20 protein-coding genes are annotated in these 23,733 nt (G+C 59.1%); 13 read left to right on the top strand and 7 right to left on the bottom strand.

Annotated elements, in window-relative coordinates:
• Positions 1 to 43 precede the first annotated feature (43 nt).
• From ACYZTK_RS20690 to ACYZTK_RS20680, 3 genes are all read right to left on the bottom strand, one after another.
• A complete protein-coding gene (locus ACYZTK_RS20690; protein WP_462011533.1) occupies positions 44 to 1,309 on the bottom strand; it encodes a hypothetical protein in 1,266 nt (421 codons plus the stop codon).
• A gap of 31 nt (positions 1,310 to 1,340) precedes the next feature.
• Complete coding sequence (locus ACYZTK_RS20685) at positions 1,341 to 3,863, bottom strand: CS1-pili formation C-terminal domain-containing protein (protein ID WP_462011532.1); 2,523 nt, start codon at positions 3,861 to 3,863, stop codon at positions 1,341 to 1,343.
• A 107-nt stretch (positions 3,864 to 3,970) separates the two neighbouring features.
• Positions 3,971 to 4,465 (bottom strand): CS1 type fimbrial major subunit, encoded by a 495-nt coding sequence (locus ACYZTK_RS20680; RefSeq protein ID WP_462011531.1) that lies wholly within the window; start codon positions 4,463 to 4,465, stop codon positions 3,971 to 3,973.
• Between the two features lie 471 nt (positions 4,466 to 4,936).
• Here ACYZTK_RS20680 and ACYZTK_RS20675 point away from each other — a divergent pair, with 471 nt between their 5' ends.
• Positions 4,937 to 5,512 carry a PadR family transcriptional regulator gene (locus tag ACYZTK_RS20675; RefSeq protein ID WP_462011530.1) on the top strand — a complete coding sequence of 192 codons (576 nt, stop codon included), beginning with the start codon at positions 4,937 to 4,939 and terminating at the stop codon, positions 5,510 to 5,512.
• Positions 5,509 to 6,294 carry a siderophore-interacting protein gene (locus ACYZTK_RS20670; RefSeq protein WP_462011529.1) on the top strand — a complete coding sequence of 262 codons (786 nt, stop codon included), beginning with the start codon at positions 5,509 to 5,511 and terminating at the stop codon, positions 6,292 to 6,294. The genes ACYZTK_RS20675 and ACYZTK_RS20670 overlap by 4 nt, the downstream gene beginning before the upstream one ends.
• Here ACYZTK_RS20670 and ACYZTK_RS20665 read toward each other — a convergent pair.
• Both ACYZTK_RS20665 and ACYZTK_RS20660 read right to left on the bottom strand, forming a co-directional pair.
• Positions 6,261 to 6,923, bottom strand: a complete 663-nt coding sequence (locus ACYZTK_RS20665) for a Pr6Pr family membrane protein (protein ID WP_462011528.1) — start codon at positions 6,921 to 6,923, stop codon at positions 6,261 to 6,263. The genes ACYZTK_RS20670 and ACYZTK_RS20665 overlap by 34 nt on opposite strands.
• Positions 6,924 to 6,925: 2 nt before the next feature.
• Positions 6,926 to 7,156, bottom strand: a complete 231-nt coding sequence (locus ACYZTK_RS20660; protein WP_007944895.1) for a VF530 family protein — start codon at positions 7,154 to 7,156, stop codon at positions 6,926 to 6,928.
• A 394-nt stretch (positions 7,157 to 7,550) separates the two neighbouring features.
• Between ACYZTK_RS20660 and ACYZTK_RS20655 the strand changes: the two genes are divergently transcribed.
• The 10 genes from ACYZTK_RS20655 to cmoB all read left to right on the top strand — a co-directional run bounded on the left by ACYZTK_RS20655 (position 7,551) and on the right by cmoB (position 18,469).
• On the top strand, positions 7,551 to 8,933 hold the full coding sequence (locus ACYZTK_RS20655) for a carbohydrate porin (RefSeq protein WP_462011527.1): 1,383 nt from the start codon (positions 7,551 to 7,553) through the stop codon (positions 8,931 to 8,933).
• A gap of 214 nt (positions 8,934 to 9,147) precedes the next feature.
• Positions 9,148 to 11,559 (top strand): glucose/quinate/shikimate family membrane-bound PQQ-dependent dehydrogenase, encoded by a 2,412-nt coding sequence (locus tag ACYZTK_RS20650; RefSeq protein WP_462011526.1) that lies wholly within the window; start codon positions 9,148 to 9,150, stop codon positions 11,557 to 11,559.
• A gap of 275 nt (positions 11,560 to 11,834) precedes the next feature.
• Positions 11,835 to 14,252: an endopeptidase La gene (lon, locus tag ACYZTK_RS20645; protein ID WP_462011525.1), complete on the top strand. Its 2,418-nt coding sequence runs from the start codon at positions 11,835 to 11,837 to the stop codon at positions 14,250 to 14,252.
• Positions 14,253 to 14,422: 170 nt separating this feature from the next.
• Positions 14,423 to 14,884 carry a hypothetical protein gene (locus ACYZTK_RS20640; RefSeq protein ID WP_462011524.1) on the top strand — a complete coding sequence of 154 codons (462 nt, stop codon included), beginning with the start codon at positions 14,423 to 14,425 and terminating at the stop codon, positions 14,882 to 14,884.
• Between the two features lie 167 nt (positions 14,885 to 15,051).
• Positions 15,052 to 15,207 carry a hypothetical protein gene (locus ACYZTK_RS20635; protein ID WP_462011523.1) on the top strand — a complete coding sequence of 52 codons (156 nt, stop codon included), beginning with the start codon at positions 15,052 to 15,054 and terminating at the stop codon, positions 15,205 to 15,207.
• 9 nt (positions 15,208 to 15,216) lie between these two features.
• Positions 15,217 to 15,438, top strand: coding sequence for a hypothetical protein (locus ACYZTK_RS20630; RefSeq protein ID WP_462011522.1), 222 nt, complete (start codon positions 15,217 to 15,219; stop codon positions 15,436 to 15,438).
• A gap of 129 nt (positions 15,439 to 15,567) precedes the next feature.
• Entirely contained in the window at positions 15,568 to 15,960 is a 393-nt protein-coding gene (locus tag ACYZTK_RS20625) for a protease inhibitor I42 family protein (RefSeq protein WP_462011521.1), read from the top strand.
• A gap of 2 nt (positions 15,961 to 15,962) precedes the next feature.
• Positions 15,963 to 16,604 (top strand): lysoplasmalogenase, encoded by a 642-nt coding sequence (locus tag ACYZTK_RS20620; protein WP_462011520.1) that lies wholly within the window; start codon positions 15,963 to 15,965, stop codon positions 16,602 to 16,604.
• A 168-nt stretch (positions 16,605 to 16,772) separates the two neighbouring features.
• Positions 16,773 to 17,516 carry a carboxy-S-adenosyl-L-methionine synthase CmoA gene (cmoA, locus tag ACYZTK_RS20615; protein WP_462011519.1) on the top strand — a complete coding sequence of 248 codons (744 nt, stop codon included), beginning with the start codon at positions 16,773 to 16,775 and terminating at the stop codon, positions 17,514 to 17,516.
• Positions 17,513 to 18,469, top strand: coding sequence for a tRNA 5-methoxyuridine(34)/uridine 5-oxyacetic acid(34) synthase CmoB (gene cmoB, locus ACYZTK_RS20610; protein WP_462011518.1), 957 nt, complete (start codon positions 17,513 to 17,515; stop codon positions 18,467 to 18,469). Before cmoA ends, cmoB begins: the two co-directional genes overlap by 4 nt.
• A gap of 108 nt (positions 18,470 to 18,577) precedes the next feature.
• Here cmoB and tadA read toward each other — a convergent pair whose 3' ends face one another.
• Both tadA and ACYZTK_RS20600 read right to left on the bottom strand, forming a co-directional pair.
• On the bottom strand, positions 18,578 to 19,075 hold the full coding sequence (tadA, locus tag ACYZTK_RS20605) for a tRNA adenosine(34) deaminase TadA (protein ID WP_462011517.1): 498 nt from the start codon (positions 19,073 to 19,075) through the stop codon (positions 18,578 to 18,580).
• Positions 19,075 to 20,451: a multicopper oxidase family protein gene (locus ACYZTK_RS20600; RefSeq protein WP_462011516.1), complete on the bottom strand. Its 1,377-nt coding sequence runs from the start codon at positions 20,449 to 20,451 to the stop codon at positions 19,075 to 19,077. The genes tadA and ACYZTK_RS20600 overlap by 1 nt, the downstream gene beginning before the upstream one ends.
• Positions 20,452 to 20,644: 193 nt before the next feature.
• Between ACYZTK_RS20600 and ACYZTK_RS20595 the strand changes: the two genes are divergently transcribed.
• A complete protein-coding gene (locus ACYZTK_RS20595) occupies positions 20,645 to 23,713 on the top strand; it encodes a membrane-targeted effector domain-containing toxin (protein WP_462011515.1) in 3,069 nt (1,022 codons plus the stop codon).
• Positions 23,714 to 23,733: the final 20 nt, after the last annotated feature.

Below are 23,733 nucleotides of genomic sequence, written 5' to 3'. Positions count from 1 at the left end.
GTGCTGAACCTCGATAGATGTGATGAGCGAAACGTTCGCGCGGCTAAATCTGCGAATCCCAGATAACCGTGACATTCCCGGAGTACTGGCGCTGCTCTGCGGGGCGCAGCATTTGCGCGACCTGGTCAGGAGGAATTTCGAAGTGCAGGGTTCCGGGTCGTCGCGTCAGGTAAAACGCCGGCTGGAACAGCTCGGTACCACTGCCATCGAGCAGTAAGGGACGCCGTTCGACCGCCTGACCGCTTGCATCGCTCAAGCCTCGGGGCAAGGTGACGCTCAGGTTCAGGGGCACCAGATCGCCAGAGCCGGCCTCGCGCAAAGCGCAGTTTTTGCTGTCTTTGGAATGTTCACATTCGAGCTTCATCTTGAAGCGCGAGCTGGCCCAGATGTTGAAAGTCTGGTCACGAAACAGCCGCGTGGGTTTGCGGCCCTGTTGTAGCCAGGCCTGCCAGCCGCCTTGTGGGACCAGCTCTATGCGATTGCCGCCCGGTGGAATTTCGACCTTGAGAGCGTGTTCGACGGTCAGGGTGAAGTCGAGCTGGATGATGTTGTCTGCGAGCAACACGATGTCGCCCAGATCGAAGTCGCCGCCCGGGCCGACGGTGTAAACCTGCGTCCCTTCGTAGACGCCCGTGGACATCTTCAGTGGATCAGGGGTGCGCAGCTGGTAGGTGAAATCCAGATACTGCATGCCGAACCCGGGAATCGGGAAATTGGCCTCCTTGCTGCAAATCCCTTCATTAGGTGTTAACCAGAAGAACTGGAAACCGAAAGAACTCACAGTATTGTTGCCGATTCCAATACAGGGGCCCGGCGGACGCGCCCAGTTCCCTCCCTTCCACAATGCAATATGTCCCAGGCCTGAATGCGCAGCGCCGGTGATCGAAGTGACGTTGTGGCTCAGCCGATAGGTGCCCCCCACTCCCGCAATCCGCACTTCCACCGTAGCCTCCTCGCCCGTGGTGCGCTCTTTTACGGTCAAGCGCCGCCAGTTCGCCGGAGCCTTGAACATCGCCCCCTTGCGCACATCCGGATGGTTGGCCTCGATGGGACCGAAGAGCTCGCTGGTCACGTGAGACCGCTGGCTGTAAATACCGTAGAACTGGCAGATGACCGGATAATCCCGGCAAAAGCCCATATTGGGAGTCGTATTCCTGAATTCATTTTTCTGCGGGTTGTTCGGGTCAGGGTTGAACGTGGCTGTGATCGGCAGAACTTTCGCCTCGATATGCTGGGTTAATCCAAGCAAACAGGCGCCGACGACTATTGCTGCCGCCCTACACCGCATTGCAGTCAAAAATTTCAGCATGTTGATAACTCCAGCAGTTGGTCAGCATTCATTAACCCGCCCTCTGCGCGGCATCCGCGACATCCGCCAAGGTGTCCGGCGTACACCGCAGGTCACCAATCATCAGCACATTGTTTTCCGTGCGACCACCGCTTGGGTCCAGGCGGAACTGGCACAGCAGCTGGCTGCCATGGCGCACTTCCAGGGTCGGTGAACCGGCGTTCATCTCCATGGAGAAGAACCCGTCCACTTCACTCACTCCGCGGCTGGCGTGGTTGATGATGTGGTGGCCCTTGAGGGGGTTGCCTTGAGGGTCGACCAGGCGACCCAGCACAGTGACGGTTTTCATCACGCGTACCTGGCGATACTCCACCCCACCTTTGTTCAGGTGATAGCTGGAACGGGCGGGCTGGATAGTCGCGGCGGGCACGTTGTTACCCTCGAAATCGAAACTGACCGAACTGCTTCTGTAGGCGGTGATCGGCACAAAATTGCGTCCGGGCTTGAGTACCGCGCTGCCGCCGCTCAGGTCGTCGGCCCGCAGGCTGATGTCGTCGATGTCCGACTCGACATCAATGATCATCCCGGCTCCATTGCGGGTGTACTGGCTGGTCATGACCATCTTTTGCCCGCCGACGGCCACGGTGCTGTCCAGGTTCAAGCCGCCGCTGAGGTCGTTGTTATAGGACGAACGCTGAATGAAACCATCGCCGTTGATGATGTCCGACTGCATCGTCGCCATCGTATTCAAGCCGATGCCGTAGGTGTCGGCGGTGGCTGTGGCGGATACGCTTTGCAGCAGGTGATCCTGCAGCTTCTTGCGATAGGAAATCGAAGCGTTGTTGTCACGCCCGCCATCGCGATCGGTGCGGGTGCCAATGCTGCCGGACAACTGCTCGCCCGGTCCGCCCAAGGCGATGTTGAGGCTCAGGTCGACGCCACGGTTGCGATCGTTGCCGGAGCTGAAACTGCCCGGCCTGTCGAACAACGACAGGCGCCAATTGGCGTCGCTGCCAAACAACCAGGTTCGCTGATTCCATCCCAGATCCAGGCCAAGACCTTCGGTGTTTCCTTCACTGTGAGAGACCCGGGCATTGACCGAACTCTTGCTGGTAAGGCGGTGGTTGACCGACAACGATGAATTGCTGGTCTGGCCGACGAACACATTGCGTTGGCGTACCCGCGTGCCATCCGGCAGCGTGTCATAGAGGCGAGTGGTGTCGAGCCAACTGCGGTTGTGACTGACGACGATGCTGCCACTGCCGTAGGAAAAGAGCCCCTGCACGTCGAGGCCGGTGCCGTAGTCCTCGGTCTTGTAAATGTTGGCATAGACACTGGCATTGTTGACGATGGCCCAGTCGATCGAGGTGCCATATTGCAGCGAGTCGCGCACCTGTCGACCGGACAATCCGAGGATCAGACGAGGGTGCAGCAGGTAGTTGAATGCCGCCCCGGCAGTCATGTCGCCATCGGCCTGCTCATCCCAGTTGCTCAGCAACTTCGATTCGCGTCCGGCGAACAGGTTGTAGCGCCAGCGCTCTTCATGGTTACGCCAGTTATTGGGCTTGTACACCAGCTCCTGAGCGCTGGAAGTGACCTGGCCATCTTCGATCAGCCGCACTTCCACTTCATAGATACCGCCGGGCAGCGGACGGGTATCGAGGGTTTGCAATCCGGCGGGCACAGCCTGCGTATTGATCAGCAAGCCGTCACGATAAATCTCCACCGAGCCCAGGCGGTTGGCGGTGACATAGACGGGATAGACCGCAGGTTTCGGGTTGTTGATCGCCAGGCTGTCGGAGCTGCCGTACATCACACCCAACGCAGTATCGGGGCTGGCACCAAAGGCCCGGGGTTGGCGGGTGAGGCCTTCGGAGTTGGGGGTGAAATAGCCCAGGCGCAGGAAATTGCCCTGAAGTTCGCGCTGGGTATAAAGCTCCTGCACGGCGTGATAGGTCTGGTTATCAATGCCGCCCAGACGCGACAACTGCAGGTTGACCGCCTGGGTCCAGTTGCCGAGACTACTGCTGGCTTCAAGGCCATAACGTCCGCCCAGATCCTGATTCTGTCCGCCGTTGAGGTTCAACGAGTTGCGTACGATCAGACCGGTGCTGCCACCTTCAGGTTGCTTGTAATAGAGCGGCACATGATCATCGCGCTCGGCGTTCTCCGTGAGGATCGACACCAGGGAGTTTTCCAGGCTGTAGTGCACGGCCAATAGTTGTTCGGGGCACTGGGCCTGGCAGCCTCCGAGGGGCACGCCTTGCTTTAGATAGTTGGCCCAGGTTTCGCGTTCGCCTGAGGCGATGGAACTGTCGCTGACATCGGAAAAAGCCATCAGGGTAAGGCGATCGTCGCGGCTTAACACCACCATCGCCTCTCCCAGAAACTGTTGGTCAAGTTCCACACGCACCGCCAGCGGCACATCAAAGAAGTGCTCTTCGAATTCGCTCGGCAACCCCTTGACCTGCGCCAATAAACTGCGGGGTGTATGGCCATTTTCCGGGGGTGCGGCGAGTGCCGTTGCGCAGAAAAAAAGGGCAAGCGCCGTCGCGATGGGCGTCATCGGGAACATGAACGAAATACTCTTGAGGTAAATTCGGTAAACCCGATCGACAACTGATTGCTCACTTGCCGATCGGTCTGGCCAGCTACCAAGGGTTAACCTTGATTCATGATCTTTTACGGGATACGTGGGATCGCATCGAAGATCACTACCGGATTGGATGCATACAGGCCGACCTGGGTGGTTGTTGGTTTAGCTGCTTTGATACGCAACTCGGCCCGCATGCCGCCATTGGACTCGGTGTCACCGACCACTTCCTGGCTGGCACCGGTCAACTCCACTCCGTTAAAGGTGTAGGTCAGAGGAATGTTCAGGGTCGGGTTACCGTTGAACAGCGGTTGCGGGCCGCCTTCGACGTAAGCGCCCACCGAACCGTTGGTATGCTGGATGTCGTACATGCCGAACACGTCGGACAGGTTGCCAGTACCAAGGATGTACTGCATTTTTTCGTCTTTACCGAAATCCGGGTTCACTGGCTGGGCGTGGAAGACCTTGCTCGGGATATCAGCAGTGATGTTGATGGAAGAGCGCGATTCCTCCGCAGCGAACGCCATCGAAGAACTCAGGGCCAGGAGGGTCATCGGAACGGCGATTGCAAACTTCTTGAACATTGTTGAGTACCTGTATTTTTCAAAGGATTGATCTGTGGACTGTCTGAGTTGATATCCATCGGTCTGCATGATGGCAATTTGATTCAACTTTCGACGGCGTGAATGATCAACCAATTCTCTGAGAAAGTAAGTACGTAACTTCCGACAACCATGTAGTAAAAGTGCACTACAACTAGCAGGAAGAATCGTGGAAAAACAATAATTAAACAGTATGGACGTCAGAATAATACTACACACAGTTTTAACTAAAAAAACATACAGTGCCAAAGCCCTTTATTTCCGGGAGTGTCATCAAATAGGTATAAGGATTCTGCGCATAATTAGATTAATAACTCTAAATAGCAAGTGAGCTTTTTGTTGCCTGCCTGGCGTTTTCCTACAAAACACAGCCCTTGACCGCTGATCCGATGTGCTTGCCAGCGTTTAAGATATATCTTAAGTTGTATCTAAACACGACGAGAGAAGACGTAAATGAGAGACCATCATTCCCCCCACCGTGAACACGGCGACGGCCGTGACGGCTTCGAAAAACGACCCGGACGCGAACGCGGCGGCCGCGGCCCGCGGGTATTCGCCCCCGGCGACCTTAAATTGCTGCTGCTCGCACTGATTGCTGAACAGCCCTGCCACGGCTATGACTTGATCCGCCAGATCGAGGGCATGTTCGACGGCGCCTACAGCCCCAGCCCCGGTGTGATCTACCCGACCCTGACCTTCCTGGAAGAGAGCGAAATGATCCAGGGCGATGCCGAGGGCGGAAAAAAACGCTACAGCGTGACCGACGCCGGACGTCAGTCTTTAAGCGAGCAAGCAATTGCCCTCGACGGGGTGCGCATGCGCATCGATGTCAGCAAGCTTTCGTTGCGCGGCCATGACCGCCCGCCGGAGATCCACGAGGCAGTGCACAACTTGCGCCACGCGCTGCAATTGCACCATGGCCGCTGGAGCGCGCAAGAGATCATCCGCGTCAGCACGCTGCTCAATGATACCGCCAAAGCCATCGTCGACGGTCCCGCCGTCCAGGCCGCACAGGAGAAACCTGAATGACTGCAGTCGATACCCAAACCATTCACCGCGTGATGCATGAAATCAAACGCCGTCGCCTGGAAGTCCTGCGCGTGGTCGACCTGACTCCGCGGATGCGCCGCATTACCCTGGGCGGTCCCGAATTGGCAGGATTTTTGAGCCTCGGCACTGACGACCACGTGAAGCTGATGTTCCCGCAGAACGCCGCGGAACAGGCAGCCATGGAGACTATGCTGCTCGGTGCAGGAAAGGATGACGGCCCGAAGCCGGCGATGCGCGACTACACCCCGCGCCGCTATGACCTGGACACCCTTGAGCTGGATATCGACTTCGTCCTGCACGGCGATGGTCCTGCCTCGACCTGGGCCGAGCAAGCAACACCGGGACAGTTCCTGCACATCGGTGGGCCTCGGGGTTCGATGATCGTGCCGGACATCTTCGACAGCTATCTGCTGATCGGCGACGAAACCGCCCTGCCCGCCATCGCCCGGCGCCTGGAAGGCCTGACGGCCAATCGGCGAGCACTGGTGGTGATCGAGGTGGAAAACGGCGCCGAGCAACAGAGGCTTGAAAGTGCTGCGCAGTTGGACGTGATCTGGGTATTGCGCGAGGGCGGCAAGGACCACTTGCTGACTACCGTGAAACAACTGACGGTTCCCGCTGGCAGTGTCTATGCGTGGGTGGCCACCGAGACCAAGGTGTCTCGGCAGATTCGCCGGGTGCTGCTGGATGAGCATGGGCTGGATGAGAAATTCGTCAAGGCCGCCGGCTACTGGCGCCTGGATGACAGCGACGAGGAATGAGCCCAGCGGTCCAGCCCGATCACTATCAGCGCAATCAGCACAAACCCGGCCAGCAACCCACCGGCGTTGACGAGCACCTGTGGATAACCCAGTTTGTCCACATCGATGAAGGGATAGGGATAGACCGCCAGCACATGTCCGCGCAGCAACGAATAGGCGAAGTAGAGCAGTGGGTAGATCACCCAGAGGACGATGTGCCCCAGGCGCAACGTGCCTTTGGGCACGCACCACCACCAATAACCGAGGAACAGCAGCGGCATGACGTCGTGCAGCAGCTCATCGGCCAGCAACTGCCAGCCTTCGGGATGCCACAGGTGGCGCAGCAGCACGCTATAGGCCAGGCCGACCACGGCGATGCTTACCGCCACTGCGCTGCTGACCCAAGGCTGCAGGAACCAGCGGCGCAGCGCCGACTCCCGTGAAGTCAACTCACAGGTCAGCACTGTCGCGACAAGGGTGTTGCTCAGCACCGTGAAAAAGCTGAAAAAGCTCAACAACCCGCCCAGCAGGCTGGCTTCGATGCTCCAACGAGAATACAGAATCAGGTACAGCTGAATGCTCAAGCCTGCCCAGCCCAAGGTGGCGGCGACGGCCACGAAAACACGCCGCGCCGCAGACGGATGGCGCATGCTCAGACCGGTCGCTTGGTGCGCATCAGCTTGACGTACAAACGCTCGACCTTTTCCCGAGCCCACGGCGTTTTGCGCAGGAATGTCAGACTCGACTTGATGCTCGGATCGCTCTTGAAGCAGCGAATATCAATACGCTCGGCCAGCCCCGACCATTCATAGTGCTCCACCAGGGCGTTGAGGATTTGCTCCAGCGTCACGCCGTGCAGCGGGTTGTTGTTCTGTTCGGTCATGCCGGGCCTTCGAGCGAAGTAGGGTTTGGAAGCCGCGCACCTTAGCCGAGGGCTTCGTTGGGGGGAAGTGATCTGTTTGCTGAGTGGTAAATGTAGGCGAGAACCTGGACCTGAGCCTGCCCCTGTGGGAGCAAGGCTTGCCCGCGATGACATTGTTGAAAATGCCATCGCGGGCAAGCCTTGCTCCCACAGGACACAGTCCTCATCCCTAAACTCAGCCATCAGCGGCGAAGACTGTTACCGATTTTGAAAGGCTGCATGTCAGCAAAAGACCTTTCTCTATTTGTAACAGAACATTATCCTTACGCCCGTCCCTGCTGAAACGCTTCTGCCGCCTGCTTCACCTCTGCCGCTTTCAGTTCATCTCCCAGAAAAAGATCAAGAATTTTATCCCATGCCTGATTTCCAAATCCGCCAAGACAGCGCTGTCTATACGCCTGCTGCCCGCCTGAAAGTATGGCATCTGGTCAGCGGATTCACCGCGTTGAGCCTGGCTACCTGCGTCCAGGCTGCTCCCGCTTTCGATAGCGAGTCACCCTGGATGCTCGGTGACTGGAACGGCACTCGCACCGAGCTTGCGGAAAAAGGCTACGACTTCAAAGTCGATTACACCGGTGAGATGGGCAGCAACCTGCACGGCGGCTACGACCACGATCGCACGGCGCGCTACAGCGACCAGTTCGGCCTCGGCACCCACCTGGACCTGCAGAAAATCCTCGGTTGGAACGACGCCGAGTTCCAGCTGACCGTCACCGAGCGTAGTGGTAACAACATCAGTAACGACCGCATCAACGATCCCCGAGTAGGCGGATTCACTTCGGCCCAGGAAGTCTGGGGACGCGGGCAGACCTGGCGATTGACGCAGATGTGGTATCAGCAGAAATTCTTCGACCAGAAGCTCGACATCAAGGCCGGTCGATTCGGTGAAGGTGAAGACTTCAACAGCTTCCCCTGCGACTTCCAGAACCTGGCGTTCTGCGGCTCTCAAGTCGGCAACTGGGTCGGTGGCATCTGGTACAACTGGCCGGTCAGCCAGTGGGCCCTGCGGGTCAAATATCACCTGACGCCAGAGCTGTACGCGCAGGTCGGCGCCTACGAGCAAAACCCCTCCAACCTCGACCGTGGCAACGGCTTCAAGCTCAGCGGCAGCGGTACCCAGGGGGCGATTTTGCCAGTGGAGCTGGTGTGGTCGCCCAAGGTCAATGGCCTGCCAGGCGAATACCGCGCCGGTTATTACTACAGCAATGCCAAGGCCACCGATGTGTACAAGGACAGCAATGGTCAGCCGGCAGCCCTCAGTGGCGAAGCGTACCGCAGTGCTTCCAGCAAGCATGGCGTGTGGCTCGGTGTGCAGCAGCAACTGACCAGCCGCGCCAGCGACAACTCCCGCGGCCTGAGCGTGTTCGCCAACGGCACGATGCATGACAAGAAGACCAACGCCATCGACAACTATGTCCAGGCGGGTGTCGTCTATAAAGGCCTGTTCGATGCGCGCGCCAAGGACGATATCGGCTTCGCCATGGCCCGCGTGCACGTCAACCCGGCCTATCGCAAGAATGCCGAGGCGACCAACCAGGCTCGCGCCGTGTCCGATTTCGACGACCCGACTTTCCTGCCGCCGCAAGACACCGAATACAGCGCCGAACTCTATTACGGCGTGCACGTCACCCACTGGCTGACCGTGCGCCCGAACCTGCAGTACATCCGCCATCCGGGGGGTGTGGACAAGGTCGATGACGCGCTGATTGGCGGGATCAAGATCACCTCATCGTTCTAATAGACACCGCACAACCTGTGGGAGCGGGCTTGCTCGCGAATGCAATTTCTCATTCAACAGAAATGTTGACTGATTCACCGCTTTCGCGAGCAAGCCCGCTCCCACAGGGAATTGCATTTACCGGTCCATTTTTTATCTGAACCATGCCCACGCCAGATCGTCATCTACAGTGAACTTGCGCGGGACTACTTGAAACGTCACGGAGAACCACACTATGAGCACTGATGGTGCTTTGAGTCGAAGCCGTCGATTGCCGACCCTGCTCGGCATTCTGCTTTTGCTAATGGGCCTGGCCATGCTGGCCGGGGGAATCAAGCTGAGCATGCTGGGCGGCTCGCTGTACTACCTGCTGGCCGGTATCGGCCTGGCGCTGAGCGGCGCGCTGCTGATCGCTGCGCGCCGTGCTGCGATTGGCCTGTACGCACTGGTGCTGTTCGCCAGCACCGTCTGGGCACTGTGGGAAGTCGGCCTCGACTGGTGGCAGCTGGTGCCGCGTCTGGCGCTGCTGTTCGCCCTGGGCATCGTCATGTTGCTGCCGTGGTTCCGCCGTCCGCTGCCGCGCGAGGGTACTGGACCGATGACCACTGGCGCGCTGGCCGTCGCCGTGCTGCTGGCGGGCGGTGCCGCACTGGCGAGCCAATTCACCAACCCCGGCGAAATCAAGGGCCAGCTGGACCGCGACAGTGTTCCAGGCATGGCCAATACCGCCCCGGCCATGCCGGATGGTGACTGGAACTCCTACGGCCGCAGCGCCCATGGCGATCGTTATTCGCCGCTGGCGCAGATCACCCCGGAAAATGCCCACAAGCTGGTGCCAGCCTGGGAATACCGCACCGGTGACATCCCTGGCCCGAACGATCCAGGTGAAACCACCGCGGAGAACACCCCGTTGAAAGTCAACGGCATGCTCTACGTGTGCACACCGCACAGCCAGGTGATCGCCCTGGACCCTGATACCGGCAAGGAAATCTGGCGTTTCGATCCGAAGCTCTCCACGCAGAACGCGGCGAACTTCAAGGGTTGGGCGCACATGACCTGCCGTGGCGTGTCGTACCACGATGACGCTGTGTACGCTTCCGAGCAGAGCCCGACTGGCACAGTCAGCCCTGCAGCGGTAAGCACCGCCTGTCCGAAGCGCATCTTCCTGCCAACCGCCGACACCCGCCTGATCGCCCTGAACGCCGACACCGGCAAGATGTGCGAAGACTTCGGTAACGGTGGCCAGATCGACCTCAGCGCCAACATCGGCGGCTTCAATGCCGGCGGTTACTACTCCACTTCACCACCGGCGGTGACCAGGGACCTGGTAGTGATTGGCGGCCACGTGACCGACAACGTCTCCACCGACGAGCCAAGCGGCGTGATCCGCGCGTTCGACGTGCACACCGGCAAGCTGGTGTGGAACTGGGACAGCGGCAAGCCGGACGACACTACGCCGATTGCCGAAGGCCAGGTATACACCCGCAACTCGCCAAACATGTGGTCGATGTTTGCGGTCGATGAAAAACTCGGCATGCTCTATCTGCCAATGGGCAACCAGACCCCGGACCAGTTCGGTGGCGCGCGTACCCCTGAGTCGGAACTGCACGCTGCTGGCCTGACTGCGCTGGACATCGCCACCGGCCAGGTGCGCTGGCACATGCAGTTCACCCACCATGACCTGTGGGACATGGACGTCGGTGGCCAGCCAACCCTGATGGACCTGAAAACCGCTGACGGCGTCAAGCCAGCGGTACTCGCGTCCACCAAGCAAGGCAGCATCTACGTACTGGACCGCAGCACTGGCCAGCCGATCGTGCCGATCAACGAAGTGTCAGTGCCGCAAGGCGCTGTCGCCGGTGATCACACTTCGCCGACCCAACCGAAGTCCGACCTCAACCTCATGCCACCGCCGTTGCAGGAACGTGACATGTGGGGCGTGACTCCGTTCGATCAACTGATCTGCCGGATCGACTTCAAATCCATGCGCTACGACGGCCCGTTCACCCCGCCGTCCCTGCAGGGTTCGATCGTGTATCCAGGCAACTTCGGCGTGTTCGACTGGGGCGGTATCTCGGTTGACCCGGTGCGCCAGATAGCTTTCGTGAACCCGAGCTACATGGCGTTCAAATCGAAAATGATCCCGGCCGCCGAAATCGCCGCCCAAGGCCCGCGTAAAAGCGAAACCGAAGGCGTGCAGCCGAACAAGGGCGCGCCATACGGCGTAGTCCTTGAAGCGCTGCTGTCGCCGATGGGCCTGCCGTGCCAGGCACCGGCCTGGGGCTACGTGGCGGCAGTCGACCTGACCACCTCCAAAGTCCTGTGGAAACACAAGAACGGCACCGTGCGCGACAGCTCGCCGGTTCCTATCCCCCTGAGCATGGGCGTTCCAAGCCTGGGCGGGACCTTTGTCACCGCAGGCGGTGTTGGCTTCCTCAGCGGCACCCTGGACCAGTACCTGCGTGCCTACGACATGAAAAACGGCAAGCAGCTTTGGGAAGGCCGCCTGCCTGCTGGTGCGCAAACCACGCCAATGACCTACACCGGCAAGGACGGCAAGCAGTACGTGCTGGTTGTAGCCGGCGGCCACGGTTCGCTGGGCACCAAGCAGGGTGACTATGTGATTGCTTACAAACTGTCCGAATAAGTTTTAGCGGCAGTGACATCAAAGGCGACTCCTGCGAGGGAGTCGCCTTTTTTGTGCCCGTTGAATTCCCGCCCCCCCACTTCCCCTGTAGGAGCGAGCCTGCTCGCGATGGTGGAGTGTCAGCCGACATTGATGTTGAATGTTAAGCCGCTATCGCGAGCAGGCTCATTCCCACAGTTGATTGAGGTGCCACAACCTGTCGATATGACCCCTGCCATTGAAACCACCCGCCACCTGCCCCATCTAAGACCCATACCCCATTGCGCAGGTGCCCCATGAGCGACCAGCAAGAATTCCCCGACGACCTAAGCGAATACGCAGACCCGGAGAACGCCGAACACCATTCCACCGGCAAAGACCTCGCACTGCCAGGCCAGAATCTGCCGGACAAGGTCTACATCATCCCGATCCACAACCGCCCGTTCTTCCCCGCGCAGGTACTGCCGGTCATCGTCAACGAAGAACCCTGGGCTGAAACCCTGGATCTGGTCAGCAAGTCCGATCACCACTCCCTGGCCCTGTTCTACATGGACACGCCCCAGGAAGACCCGCGTCATTTCGATACCTCGGCCCTGCCGCTGTACGGCACGCTGGTCAAGGTGCACCACGCCAGCCGCGAAAACGGCAAGCTGCAGTTCGTCGCCCAGGGCCTGACCCGCGTGCGCATCCGCACCTGGCTCAAGCATCACCGCCCGCCGTACCTGGTGGAAGTCGAATATCCGCACCAGCCCACCGAGCCGACCGACGAGGTCAAGGCCTACGGCATGGCACTGATCAACGCGATCAAGGAATTGCTGCCACTCAATCCACTGTACAGCGAAGAGCTGAAAAACTACCTCAACCGCTTCAGCCCCAACGATCCATCGCCCCTGACCGACTTTGCCGCCGCCCTCACCTCCGCCACCGGTAACGAGCTGCAGGAAGTGCTCGACTGCGTGCCGATGCTCAAGCGCATGGAAAAAGTCCTGCCGATGCTGCGCAAGGAAGTCGAAGTCGCGCGCCTGCAGAAGGAAATCTCTGCCGAGGTGAACCGCAAGATCGGCGAACACCAGCGCGAGTTTTTCCTCAAGGAACAACTGAAAGTCATCCAGCAGGAGCTGGGCCTGACTAAAGATGATCGCAGTGCCGATATCGAACAGTTCGAGCAGCGCCTGGAGGGCAAGGTCTTGTCCGCCCAGGCGCAAAAACGCATTGCCGAGGAACTCAACAAGCTGTCGATCCTGGAAACCGGCTCGCCAGAGTACGCGGTCACCCGCAACTACCTCGACTGGGCCACCTCGGTACCGTGGGGTGTATACGGCAAGGACAAGCTCGACCTCAAGCACGCGCGCAAGGTCCTCGACAAACACCACGCCGGCCTCGATGACATCAAGGATCGCATCCTCGAATTCCTCGCCGTGGGTGCCTATAAAGGTGAAATCAGCGGCTCAATCGTGCTGCTGGTCGGCCCGCCGGGCGTGGGCAAGACCAGCGTCGGCAAGTCCATCGCCGAATCTCTCGGCCGACCGTTCTATCGCTTCAGCCTGGGCGGGATGCGCGACGAGGCCGAGATCAAGGGCCATCGCCGCACCTACATCGGCGCGCAGCCGGGCAAGCTGGTGCAGGCCCTCAAAGACGTCGAAGTGATGAACCCGGTGATCATGCTCGACGAGATCGACAAGATGGGCCAGAGCTACCAGGGCGACCCGGCCTCAGCGCTGCTGGAAACCCTGGACCCGGAACAGAACGTCGAATTCCTCGACCACTACCTGGACCTGCGCATGGACTTGTCGAAAGTCCTGTTCGTATGCACCGCCAACACCCTGGATTCGATACCTGGCCCGTTGCTGGACCGGATGGAAGTGATTCGCCTGTCCGGCTACATCACCGAAGAAAAAATCGCGATCGCCAAGCGCCACCTATGGCCAAAACAGCTGGAAAAAGCCGGCGTATCCAAGGGCAGCCTGTCCATCAGCGACAGCGCATTAAAAGCGTTGATCGATGGCTACGCCCGTGAAGCCGGGGTGCGCCAGCTGGAAAAACAACTGGGCAAACTGGTGCGCAAGGCCGTGGTGAAGCTGATCGACGAGCCGAAAGCAGTAATCAAGCTCGGCCCGAAAGATCTTGAAGCCTCACTCGGCCATCCGGTGTTCCGTAACGAGCAAGTATTGTCGGGCACCGGGGTTATCACCGGCCTGGCCTGGACCAGCATGGGCGGCGCGACCTTGCCTATCGAGGCGACCCGCATCCATACGCTCAACCGTGGCTTCAAGCTTACCGGGCAGCTGGGTGACGTGATGAAAGAGTCGGCGGAAATCGCCTATAGCTACGTCAGCTCCAACCTGAAGTCGTTTGGTGGCGATCCAAAATTCTTCGACGAAGCCTTCGTGCACCTGCACGTTCCAGAAGGCGCCACACCAAAAGACGGCCCGAGCGCGGGTGTGACTATGGCCAGCGCCCTGCTGTCCCTGGCCCGTAGTCAGCCGCCTAAGAAAGGCGTGGCCATGACGGGCGAACTGACGTTGACCGGGCATGTCTTGCCGATTGGCGGGGTGCGCGAGAAGGTGATCGCGGCGCGGCGGCAGAAGATCTTTGAACTGATCTTGCCGGAGCCGAACCGTGGGAGCTTTGAGGAGCTGCCTGATTATCTCAAGGAAGGAATTACCGTGCACTTTGCCAAGCGTTTTGCGGATGTGGTGAAAGTGTTGTTCTGATCTGGGATCAGCAACCATAAAATGGCCAGGCACGAATGCCTGGCCATTTTTTATTGAGGCTGGATATCACTTGAAACATATCAGCAGCTTAACCCGGTAGTTATATCAGTACCCGCACTCGCACACTGGCTGTAAGTTTAAGGCTCAACGACACCTTCAGGAAACGACCCATGAATATCGACCACCGCAGAACATCCATTGAAAACAACATCAGTAACGAATTCCAGTACCGTCAGTGCTGCCAGCAAAATTATTTGAACGCAACTATCGAAGACCGTGAAAATTTCAAATCCGAAGTGCTTTATACCAGCGTTGGCTCACGGGAAATCCTGGCTATTTTCAAAGCAGGTGAAAGTAATACTCCACTGGATCGCGCTGTTGATCTCTACCTACCTAAAGATATCAAAGGCGGTATTTACCAACTGAATATGCCGGGCCAACTGATTCAGATCGCACTCACTGAAAATTTTCCTTCGTACACCACTTTCTGGGCAATTAGCGGGGAAATTGATCTGACAGTGGACGCTGGGGTGCAGGAATACAACGGAAGATTTGAAATCAAATTCAAGGACCGACAGAATCGTGAGTTTGCATCAGTCGGCATGTTCGCATTCGGTTTGAAAAGCACCTAAGCCTGACCGCGTATCTGGCCGGTATTACGTAACCGGCCATTCGCAATAACCGTCAGGCCGCTTATCATGATTGGGTATAGCGAACTGACATTAATGACAGTAGCCACTGCGCATCCAGAGTTTTAGCCTGCTCCCTTGATCATCTCTGACAACGACAGGAGGGTATCATGCTGGATGACAAACCTCGCCGCAAAATAAAAGATAGCGAAACTTTCAAATGGGTAGTTGAAGATCAGGAAATTGTTGCCACCGATATTTGGGTGACGCACGCGGACACTACAATTGAAATTTTCGGATTTACGGAGTATTCGCCAGAAAATTAATAGGAAGTCATGGGCCTGTTCATCGAAAACGACACCAGCAACGGCGAGCATGAATTCGGTAAAAAAGGTTTAAAACGCGCTGTTTACCAAAGTAATTTTGAGTCCACCGCCCACGCAGGAAAGTACCGCGTGGAGCTCGATATTGACACACAAAAATATCAGCTAGAAGCTGATCTGGAGTTTTTCGGTCATGACAAGCCAATTCATATCGAGTTAGACGTCAGCGCTTAAGCGCCTGTCAGTAGCTACGCCCATGGGCACCAGAGCCTATACGCCTGCAACTCCCCAGGCTCTGGTCACACTTCGTCTCATCTTCAGTTATGCTCGCCGTTCGTCGTCAACGCCGGAGCCGCTGAGCCCATGTCCCCGATCCGCCTCCTTGTCCCCCTGAGCCTCGTTCTGCTGGCTGCCTGCTCCTCGCCGCCGAAACAAAACCTGACCGTGGAAAAGCAGAGCCAGTGCCCGGCCAAATTGCATAGCGGGCAGAACCTGATCCTGACCCTGCCCAGCAACCCGACCACGGGCTACCGTTGGGCGATCCAGGATTCCGCTGGGGGCGTACTGCACGCCCTTGGTCCCGAGGTTTACAGCAACCCGGAAGACGCTGGCATCGTCGGTTCCGCCGGAATATCGACCTGGCGGTTCCAGGCATTCGCCCCAGGCAACGGCCGCTTGCGTCTGACCTCCCAGCAACCCTGGGCACCGGAAGTGAACCCGGTGGACACCTTTGACTGCGCGATCTCGGTGAATTGACTGTGGGCTGGCTGATCCTGGCGCTGATGGGCGCGGTGACGTTTGTTTACGGGCTGAGCGTGCATGCCACGCTGCTTTGCCTGCTGGTCAAGCCGTTGCCGGTGCTGGCCCTGCTGGGCTGGCTGCACGATGCAGCGCCCAGTGAATATCGGCGCTGGATCAGTCTCGGGCTGATTTTCTCCCTGCTCGGCGATGTGTTGCTGGCATGGCCGCAGGATTTGTTCGTGTTCGGCCTTGGGGCTTTTCTGGTGGCGCATCTGGCGTACCTCAAGGCTTACCTGAGCGATTGCCGGCGACTGGCGGTCGTGCCGTTGATCCTTGCCCTGGGTGTCGGCGCCGTGCTGTTGGGCGTGCTGATCGCCCACGGGTTGGGGCCATTGCTGATTCCGGTGATCGTTTATGGCCTGGCGATCAGCGCGATGCTCTGGCGTGCGCTGGCGCGTCTGGGTAGCGATGTGCCGAAGCGTTCGGCGATGTTGGCGGCGGCTGGTGCGGTGGCGTTTGTGTTTTCCGACAGCGTGATTGGCGTCAGTCGGTTTGTCATGCCGTTCGAGGCGGCGCCTTATGTGATTATCTTGAGCTATTGGTTGGGGCAGTGGGGGATTGCAGCTTCGGCGTTCGGTCCCAAACCGCGTCTGGCTTGAGAAAAAGATCGCAGCCTTCGGCAGCTCCTACGGGGGGATCGCGTTTCAAATGTAGGAGCTGCCGCAGCTGCGATCTTTTGATTCTGCGGTTTATCAGACAACCCGCGCATCCCAGCGCCAAGTTGGCTAAAATGCCGGCCTTTTCCACCCAAGCCCGCTGGAACCGCCGTGAGCAAAGAACCCGATCGCCTTTTCGCCCAGCCATTGGCCCAGGTGCCTGACTTCGCCTTCAACGAGGACGTGGTGCGGGTGTTCCCGGACATGATCAAACGCTCGGTACCAGGTTATCCGACCATCGTCGAAAACCTCGGCGTGCTCGCTGCGCAATTCGCCCAGCCCAACAGCGTGCTCTACGACCTGGGCTCATCCCTCGGCGCGGTGACCCAGGCCTTGCGCCGGCACGTGCGCACCGACGGCTGCCGCGTAATAGCTGTGGATAACTCGGCGGCCATGGTTGAACGCTGCCGCGAATACCTCAACGGCCAGGACTCGATGTTCCAGGAGCTGCTGCCAGTGGAGGTGATCGAAGGCGACATACTTGCGCTCGAATTCCAGCCAGCCTCGGTGGTGGCGCTGAACTTCACCCTGCAATTTATCGCCCCCGAGCAACGCACCGCGCTGCTCGCACGCATCCGCCAGTCCCTGCTGCCCGGTGGCGCGCTGATTCTGTCGGAGAAACTGCGTTTCAACGATCTTGAAGAACACGCGCTGCTCACCGACCTGCACGTCGCCTTCAAGCGCGCCAACGGCTACAGCGAACTGGAAATCGCCCAGAAGCGCAGTGCCATCGAAAACGTCATGAAGCCTGACAGCCTCGAAGAACACCGCGAGCGCCTGTTGGCCGCCGGGTTCTCGAAAGTCGTGCCGTGGTTCCAGTGTCTTAACTTTGCCTCGTTGATTGCCTTGCCATGATTGATCTGTCCCCCCTCGCCCGCCGCCTGGCCGGTACGCCACTGGCCGACTGGGCCAACACGCTGCAAGCCCAGCTCGACAAGAAAATGGAAAAGGGTCACGGCGACCTGGAGCGTTGGCAGAGTGCACTGGACGCCTTGCCGAAGATTCAACCGAGCCAGGTCGATTTGCTCAATGGCTTGCTGCTGGATACTGATTGCGACGATGCAACCCGCGCGCAGATGCGCACCGCGCTGATGGCGTTGTCGCCGTGGCGCAAGGGCCCGTTCGACCTGTTTGGCGTGCACGTCGACACCGAATGGCGCTCCGACTGGAAATGGTCTCGGGTGGCTCCGCACCTGGACCTCGAGGGCAAACGCATCCTCGATGTCGGCTGCGGCAACGGCTACTACATGTGGCGCATGCTCGGCGCCGGTGCCGACAGCGTGATCGGCGTCGACCCGAACTGGCTGTTCTTCTGTCAGTTCCAGGCGGTGCAGCGTTATCTCTCCGAGCCGAACGCCTGGCACCTGCCGTTTCCATTCGAAGACCTGCCGGCCAATCTGGAAGGCTTCGACACGGTGTTTTCCATGGGCGTGTTCTACCACCGCCGCTCGCCGATCGAGCATTTGCTGGCGCTCAAGGATTGCCTGGTCAAGGGCGGTGAACTGGTCCTGGAAACCCTGGTGATCGAAGGCGATCAGCAGCAGGTGCTGGTGCCCGAAGACCGTTACGCGCAGATGCGCAACGTGTGGTTCCTGCCGTCGGTGCCGGCGCTGATGCTGTGGTTGCGGCGTGCCGGTTTCAGCAATGTGCGCTGCGTGGATGTGAGCGTGACTACGGTGGAGGAACAGCGCGGTACGGAATGGATGAAATATCAGTCGTTGAGTGATTTTCTCGATCCCGAGGATCACGGAAAAACCGTTGAAGGCCTGCCGGCGCCGATGCGCGCGGTCATCGTTGCCCGCAAATAAACCCCCCGTGGGAGCGGGCTTGCTCGCGAAAGCGGTGTGTCAGGCAACATCGATGCCAGCTGATCCACCGCTTTCGCGAGCAAGCCCGCTCCCACATTGGGACAGTGTTTAGTCTGAAGGTTTGGCTCTTCGGGCCTTGAAGAATTCGCTGAGTACAGCCCCGCACTCCTCTGCCAATACCCCCCCCTCAAACAACACCCGATGGTTAAGAAATCCCTGGGTAAAAAACTGCCCCTGACTCTGCACGATCCCCGCTTTCGGCTCCAGAGCGCCATACACCACCCGCGCAATCCGCGAATGCACGATCAAGCCGGCGCACATGCTGCAGGGCTCCAGCGTCACATAGAGCGTGCTGCCCGGCAGGCGATAGTTACTGGCGGCCAAGGCGGCTGCGCGGATCGCGACCATCTCGGCATGGGCGCTGGGGTCATGGCCACTGATCGGGCAATTGAAGCCGCGGCCGATGATCTCTCCCTCCTGTACCAGCACCGCGCCCACCGGCACTTCACCCAGCAGTGCACCTTGCGCGGCCAGAGCCAAAGCTTCGCGCATGAACGCCTGATCACGGCTGCGATCGATGATCGCTGCAGGACGAATCTGCCGCATCACGCCACCTCGATAGCGGCCATCAGGCCGGTTTCCATGTGGTCGATCACATGGCAATGGAACATCCACACCCCCGGGTTATCTGCCACCAGGGCCACCTGCGCCCGCTCGTTCTTGCCCAGCAGGTAAGTGTCGGTGAAGTACGGAATGACCTTGTGCCGGTTCGAGGCAATGACCTTGAAACTCATGCCGTGCAGGTGAATCGGGTGCTGATACTGAGTCATGTTCTTCAGCTCGAAAATGTAGCTCTTGCCCTTTTCGAGCTTGGCAATAGGACGGTCGGCGCAGGTCTTGTCGGTGATGTCCCAGGCCTGGCCGTTGATCTGCCACAGGCTTGGCGGCTTGCCGTTGTCGACATTCACCGACACCGAGCCGACCCATTCGAAATTGAAGTTGAGTTTCTCGGCATTGGCCAGGTCCGGTTCGGCCACCGGATTGGCGGGCAGCGCCGGTGGCCACTGGGTCGGCGCGTCGGCGTTGGCCACCGAACGCAAGGTGCCGAGGCGCACCGGACCATTGCGCAGGGACAGCTCTTCGCCGGCCGGCGGCGCCTTGATCGCCAGGCAGATGCGCATGCCCGGACCCAGCCAGTATTCCTTGCCCAACGGGCGCGGCTCAATCGGGTTGCCGTCCAGCGCGTAGATCTGCGCTTCGACCCCGGGAATGTTCAGGCGATAGGTCAGGGTGTTATCAAGGTTGAGCAGACGCACGCGGGTGATCTGCCCGGCGGGCAAATCGATCACCGCCTGCGCTACTCCGTTGATGGTCGACAGCCGCCCCGCCGTTCCTCCACGCGCCGCTTCGCGAGGGATACTGAACGCAACGAAGGCGCCTTCTTCATCGACGTGCCAGCTTTTGAGACTCAAGGTTTGTTCATACTTGAAGCCGGTGGGCTCGCGCTCTTCCACGATCAGCGGGCCGACCAGGCCACGGCCGAGTTCTTCGCTGCTGTTCACATGGGGGTGATACCAATAGCTGCCGGCATCCGGTACGCGAAACTTGTAGTCGAAATACTCACCCGGCAGTACCGGAAGCTGTGACACATAGGGCACGCCATCCATCTCCAGCGGCAGGCGGATACCGTGCCAGTGAATGGTGGTCGCGACCGACAGGTGATTGATGAAACGCACCCGCAGCCATTCGCCCTGACGCACGCGCAATTCGGTGCCCGGCGCCGACGGGCCGAACGCCCAGGCTTGGGTGATGTGGCCAGGCACCAGTTCGACGTCCAGCGGTGCCGCGATCAGCTCGTAGTCGTGACCGGCGTCAGCGTCGGCCATCTTGCCCAGCCAGTACCGCGACGCGCCTCCCGCTCCGAGACCAACGACAACAAGACCGGTCAGGCCACCGAGTATTTGGCGACGGGTAAAGGACATGAACTCAACTACCTCACGTATCTGCTCCGGCCCGCAGGCCGGTAAAAGGCGAATACGATACACCTGCGGATGAGAAACAGTAAGGGTGGCGCGGCGGTTGGTCACAGCAGGTATCGCGGGGCGTAACTATGTAGTGCACACCCCTTGAGCAAATGGGCAACCCTCGCAGGCTCATTTCTCAAGGAACGAGACCATGCCTGCCGATCAAAACACTCCCGTCACAACCAATGCCGCCGACCGGGAACAGCTCAAACTCATTGCGCCCGTCATCGTGGCCGCCTGCCCCGGCCTGCAGGAAGAAGCCCACGCCGTAGCCAGCGATATCCTGAAAAAACACGGTATCTCCGGCCATGACCCCGACCAGGTCTGGTGGCATCGGTTCGACAACGTCACTGCCAGCAGCAACAAGACTTTCCTCGGCTGGGAGCACGCGCCCAAACCTTGTGAGTCGTTAACGCTGACGCAACTGGTGATACATCGCTTTCGTGTGACCGACCAGGACGACGCCCTCGAATTGAACAGCAATGGCGGGTTCTACACTGCAGATGCCACTGCCAGTATCTACAACGAAACCAATGAAGTGCGGATGTACCCCAGCAAGGTTCTCGCCGACCTGTGGGAGCTGAACCTCAGTGACCGCTACCTGGCAAAATTCAATGCCTTCTGGGCTACGCATTTCGATGACTATCGGGCCTTGGCCAAGTGTAATTACCTCAGTAAAGCCATCAAGGCTTGCGAGAGCGGACAGCTGGGGGAAGAAGATTTCCAGACCGTGGTCAGGGCTGCCGTAGGCGACACGAGCTGGCCGATCACCCTGGCAAAGCTGCAGGCGCAGAACACCGTGCCTGCCGATCTGCGAGTGTGCGCGCTGGATGTCAGTGGCCATGTCGCCACCGACATCCTGCGCATCGTCGACCGCAATGGTCGGCAGATTACCTACGTTCCTGGCGCAGCCACACCTTTTCAAGTGCACCCGACCCCCACGGACATGCACTGGTGGATGTTGCTGCAGATGAATGAAGAGCAGGCCCGCAACGAGTTCATGACCCATTTCCCGCTGTCGGTGCGCAAGGCGATCCACGACAACATCACGCCTCTGATGAACCAGCTGGTCGGCACCTGGGGCAAATACGATCACCACCTGATCAATCAGAAAAACATCACTGTCAGCGGTGACGTGTTCACCTGGCAGAGCCGGTCCGTGCAGAATGCGATGCTGGAGGAAGCCAACCTGACCCTGGTGACCAATGGGCAGATGCGCGAACACCTGTGGCTGGGTTATCTGACCGTTGGCCTGAAGGTTTTCGGCCCATTGGCGGTACTCGGTTGGCCGATCGCCTTGCCGGTGATTGGCGCCAGCATCGCTGCAATGGGTTTGAACATCGACAAGGCGGTCAATGGCAGGACGGCGGCGGAGCGCAAAGCCGGAGTGATCGGCGCGGTGCTCGCCGGCATCAATACACTGTTCAATATCCCGCTACTCAAGGAAGTCAGCGTATTGGATGAGGCCGGCGCTGCAGCTGAGGCGGCTGAAGCTGCGGAACTGGACAAGACGATCGATCCGGTGCAGGAAACCGTTGAACCTCGAGAGCCCGGCGAATCGGAAGAAGGCTCACTGCAACCGGGTGTACTGCCAACCTTGCCGGAAGAAACCGGGGACGCGCTGGTAGTACCGGAACACTGGCAGAGCAATGAAATCCTCGAAAGCTACCCCATGGCCACCAGCGGGAAATACCAGGGTATCTACACCCTGGACTCGAACCCCTCCAACGCCATCCTGATCAACGAACAGGCCTACTACGTACGCTACGAGGCAGACGTCAACGGCGGCGGCACCTGGGCCATTATCGACCCGGAAAACCCCAATGCCTTTACGGGATCGATTCCGGTGCGACTGAACGCCGAGGGTGAATGGGAGCTGGCACCGAAACTGCGCCTGGCTGGCGGCGGCAAAGGCCTGAGCAAGCCCGCTCGGGGAACATCGGGAGCTGGTGGGTCCAATCCGGGACCATCGGGCACTGGTGAGCCGGTCCGGCCCAAGGCAGACTATTTCAAACACCTGACCCGTTACGACGCCCCCAACGGACGCTCGCTGAACTTCCTGGCCTTGGGTGAACAGGAAACCCATATAAAGATCGTCAACCTGCCAAACGGGCGCATCAGGGGCCTATCCCCCTATGACGAGTTTGTCGCTGGTCGACGCGCGGTATTGGTCAGGGATGCAACCGGATTTCAGATCCCCGAGGGTTTTTTCGCCGCGTTGCCTCCGCGCCCGGTCCAGCCCGTGATCACGCCCACCACGAGCATTACCGAATTAATCGAGAACGTCTTCAACGCAGCGCCCGGCCTGGTAGTGGGCGAAAGCCAGGATCGCATCGCCAGCATGCGTTTCCTCATCGAGAACATGCCGACGTTTGCCCGCCAAGGTGTCAAGACGCTCTACATGCATCGCCTGCTGAACGACTTTAATCAAGTCGACCTGAACAACTTCGCCGAAACCGGAAACATGCATGGCATGCTCGAGACCTACCTGCAAAAGCTCCCAGGTGATCCTGCCGGACAGTTCACGCCCCTGCAGGTTGTCAGGGCTGCGCAACGCAACGGCATCCGAGTCCAGTCCACTGATTGCCTGGCCAGTTATCGCTACACCGACCCGAACTTGCGCGCCATCTCACGGCAATCCGTCAAGACCTACCTCACCCACACCATCATGAAGGCAACTCAAGCCAGCAACGGCGGTGCAAAGTGGTTGGTGCTCACCGACCAGGAAAATACCAACACATTCAGGGGACTGGCCGGCATCAGCGAAACGGAAGGTGGCATCGGTTTGCGCATCGAGGAAGTCAGTCCCGACCAACCTGTGCATCTGGACATAGACAATGGCATCGACGTAGGCAGTGATGTGGCAGGACTCGCCAGCCCAATGCGCGGCAACTTCGACACCCTGTATGCCGACATCAGCCTGCAGATGCCCACACCCGCTGTGCAAAGAACGCCCGAGCAGCTCAATACGCTGCTGTTTCGCCAAGGCATGTTTACCATCGAACGGTTGGAGGAAAACCTGACGCTGATCCATCGAAGCCGCACTGGCCAGATTGTGCGCACGATGATCGAGCGAACAATCGATGGCGGCTTCCTGATCAACCGTCCGGCCTGGGCAGTCGTACACCAGATCACCTTCGCCAACATCACCAGCCTTGCCCACGCACTCAGCCGCATGGGTCTGAGGCTTGAAGGTCGGCTACCGGCATTTACTGCCTGATGAATAAAAAAGGCCCCGTG

This window comes from Pseudomonas sp. LB3P31 (assembly GCF_054897945.1).
The sequence above is the reverse complement of the archived record's forward strand: the minus strand, read 5'-3'. Positions and strand labels throughout refer to the sequence as shown.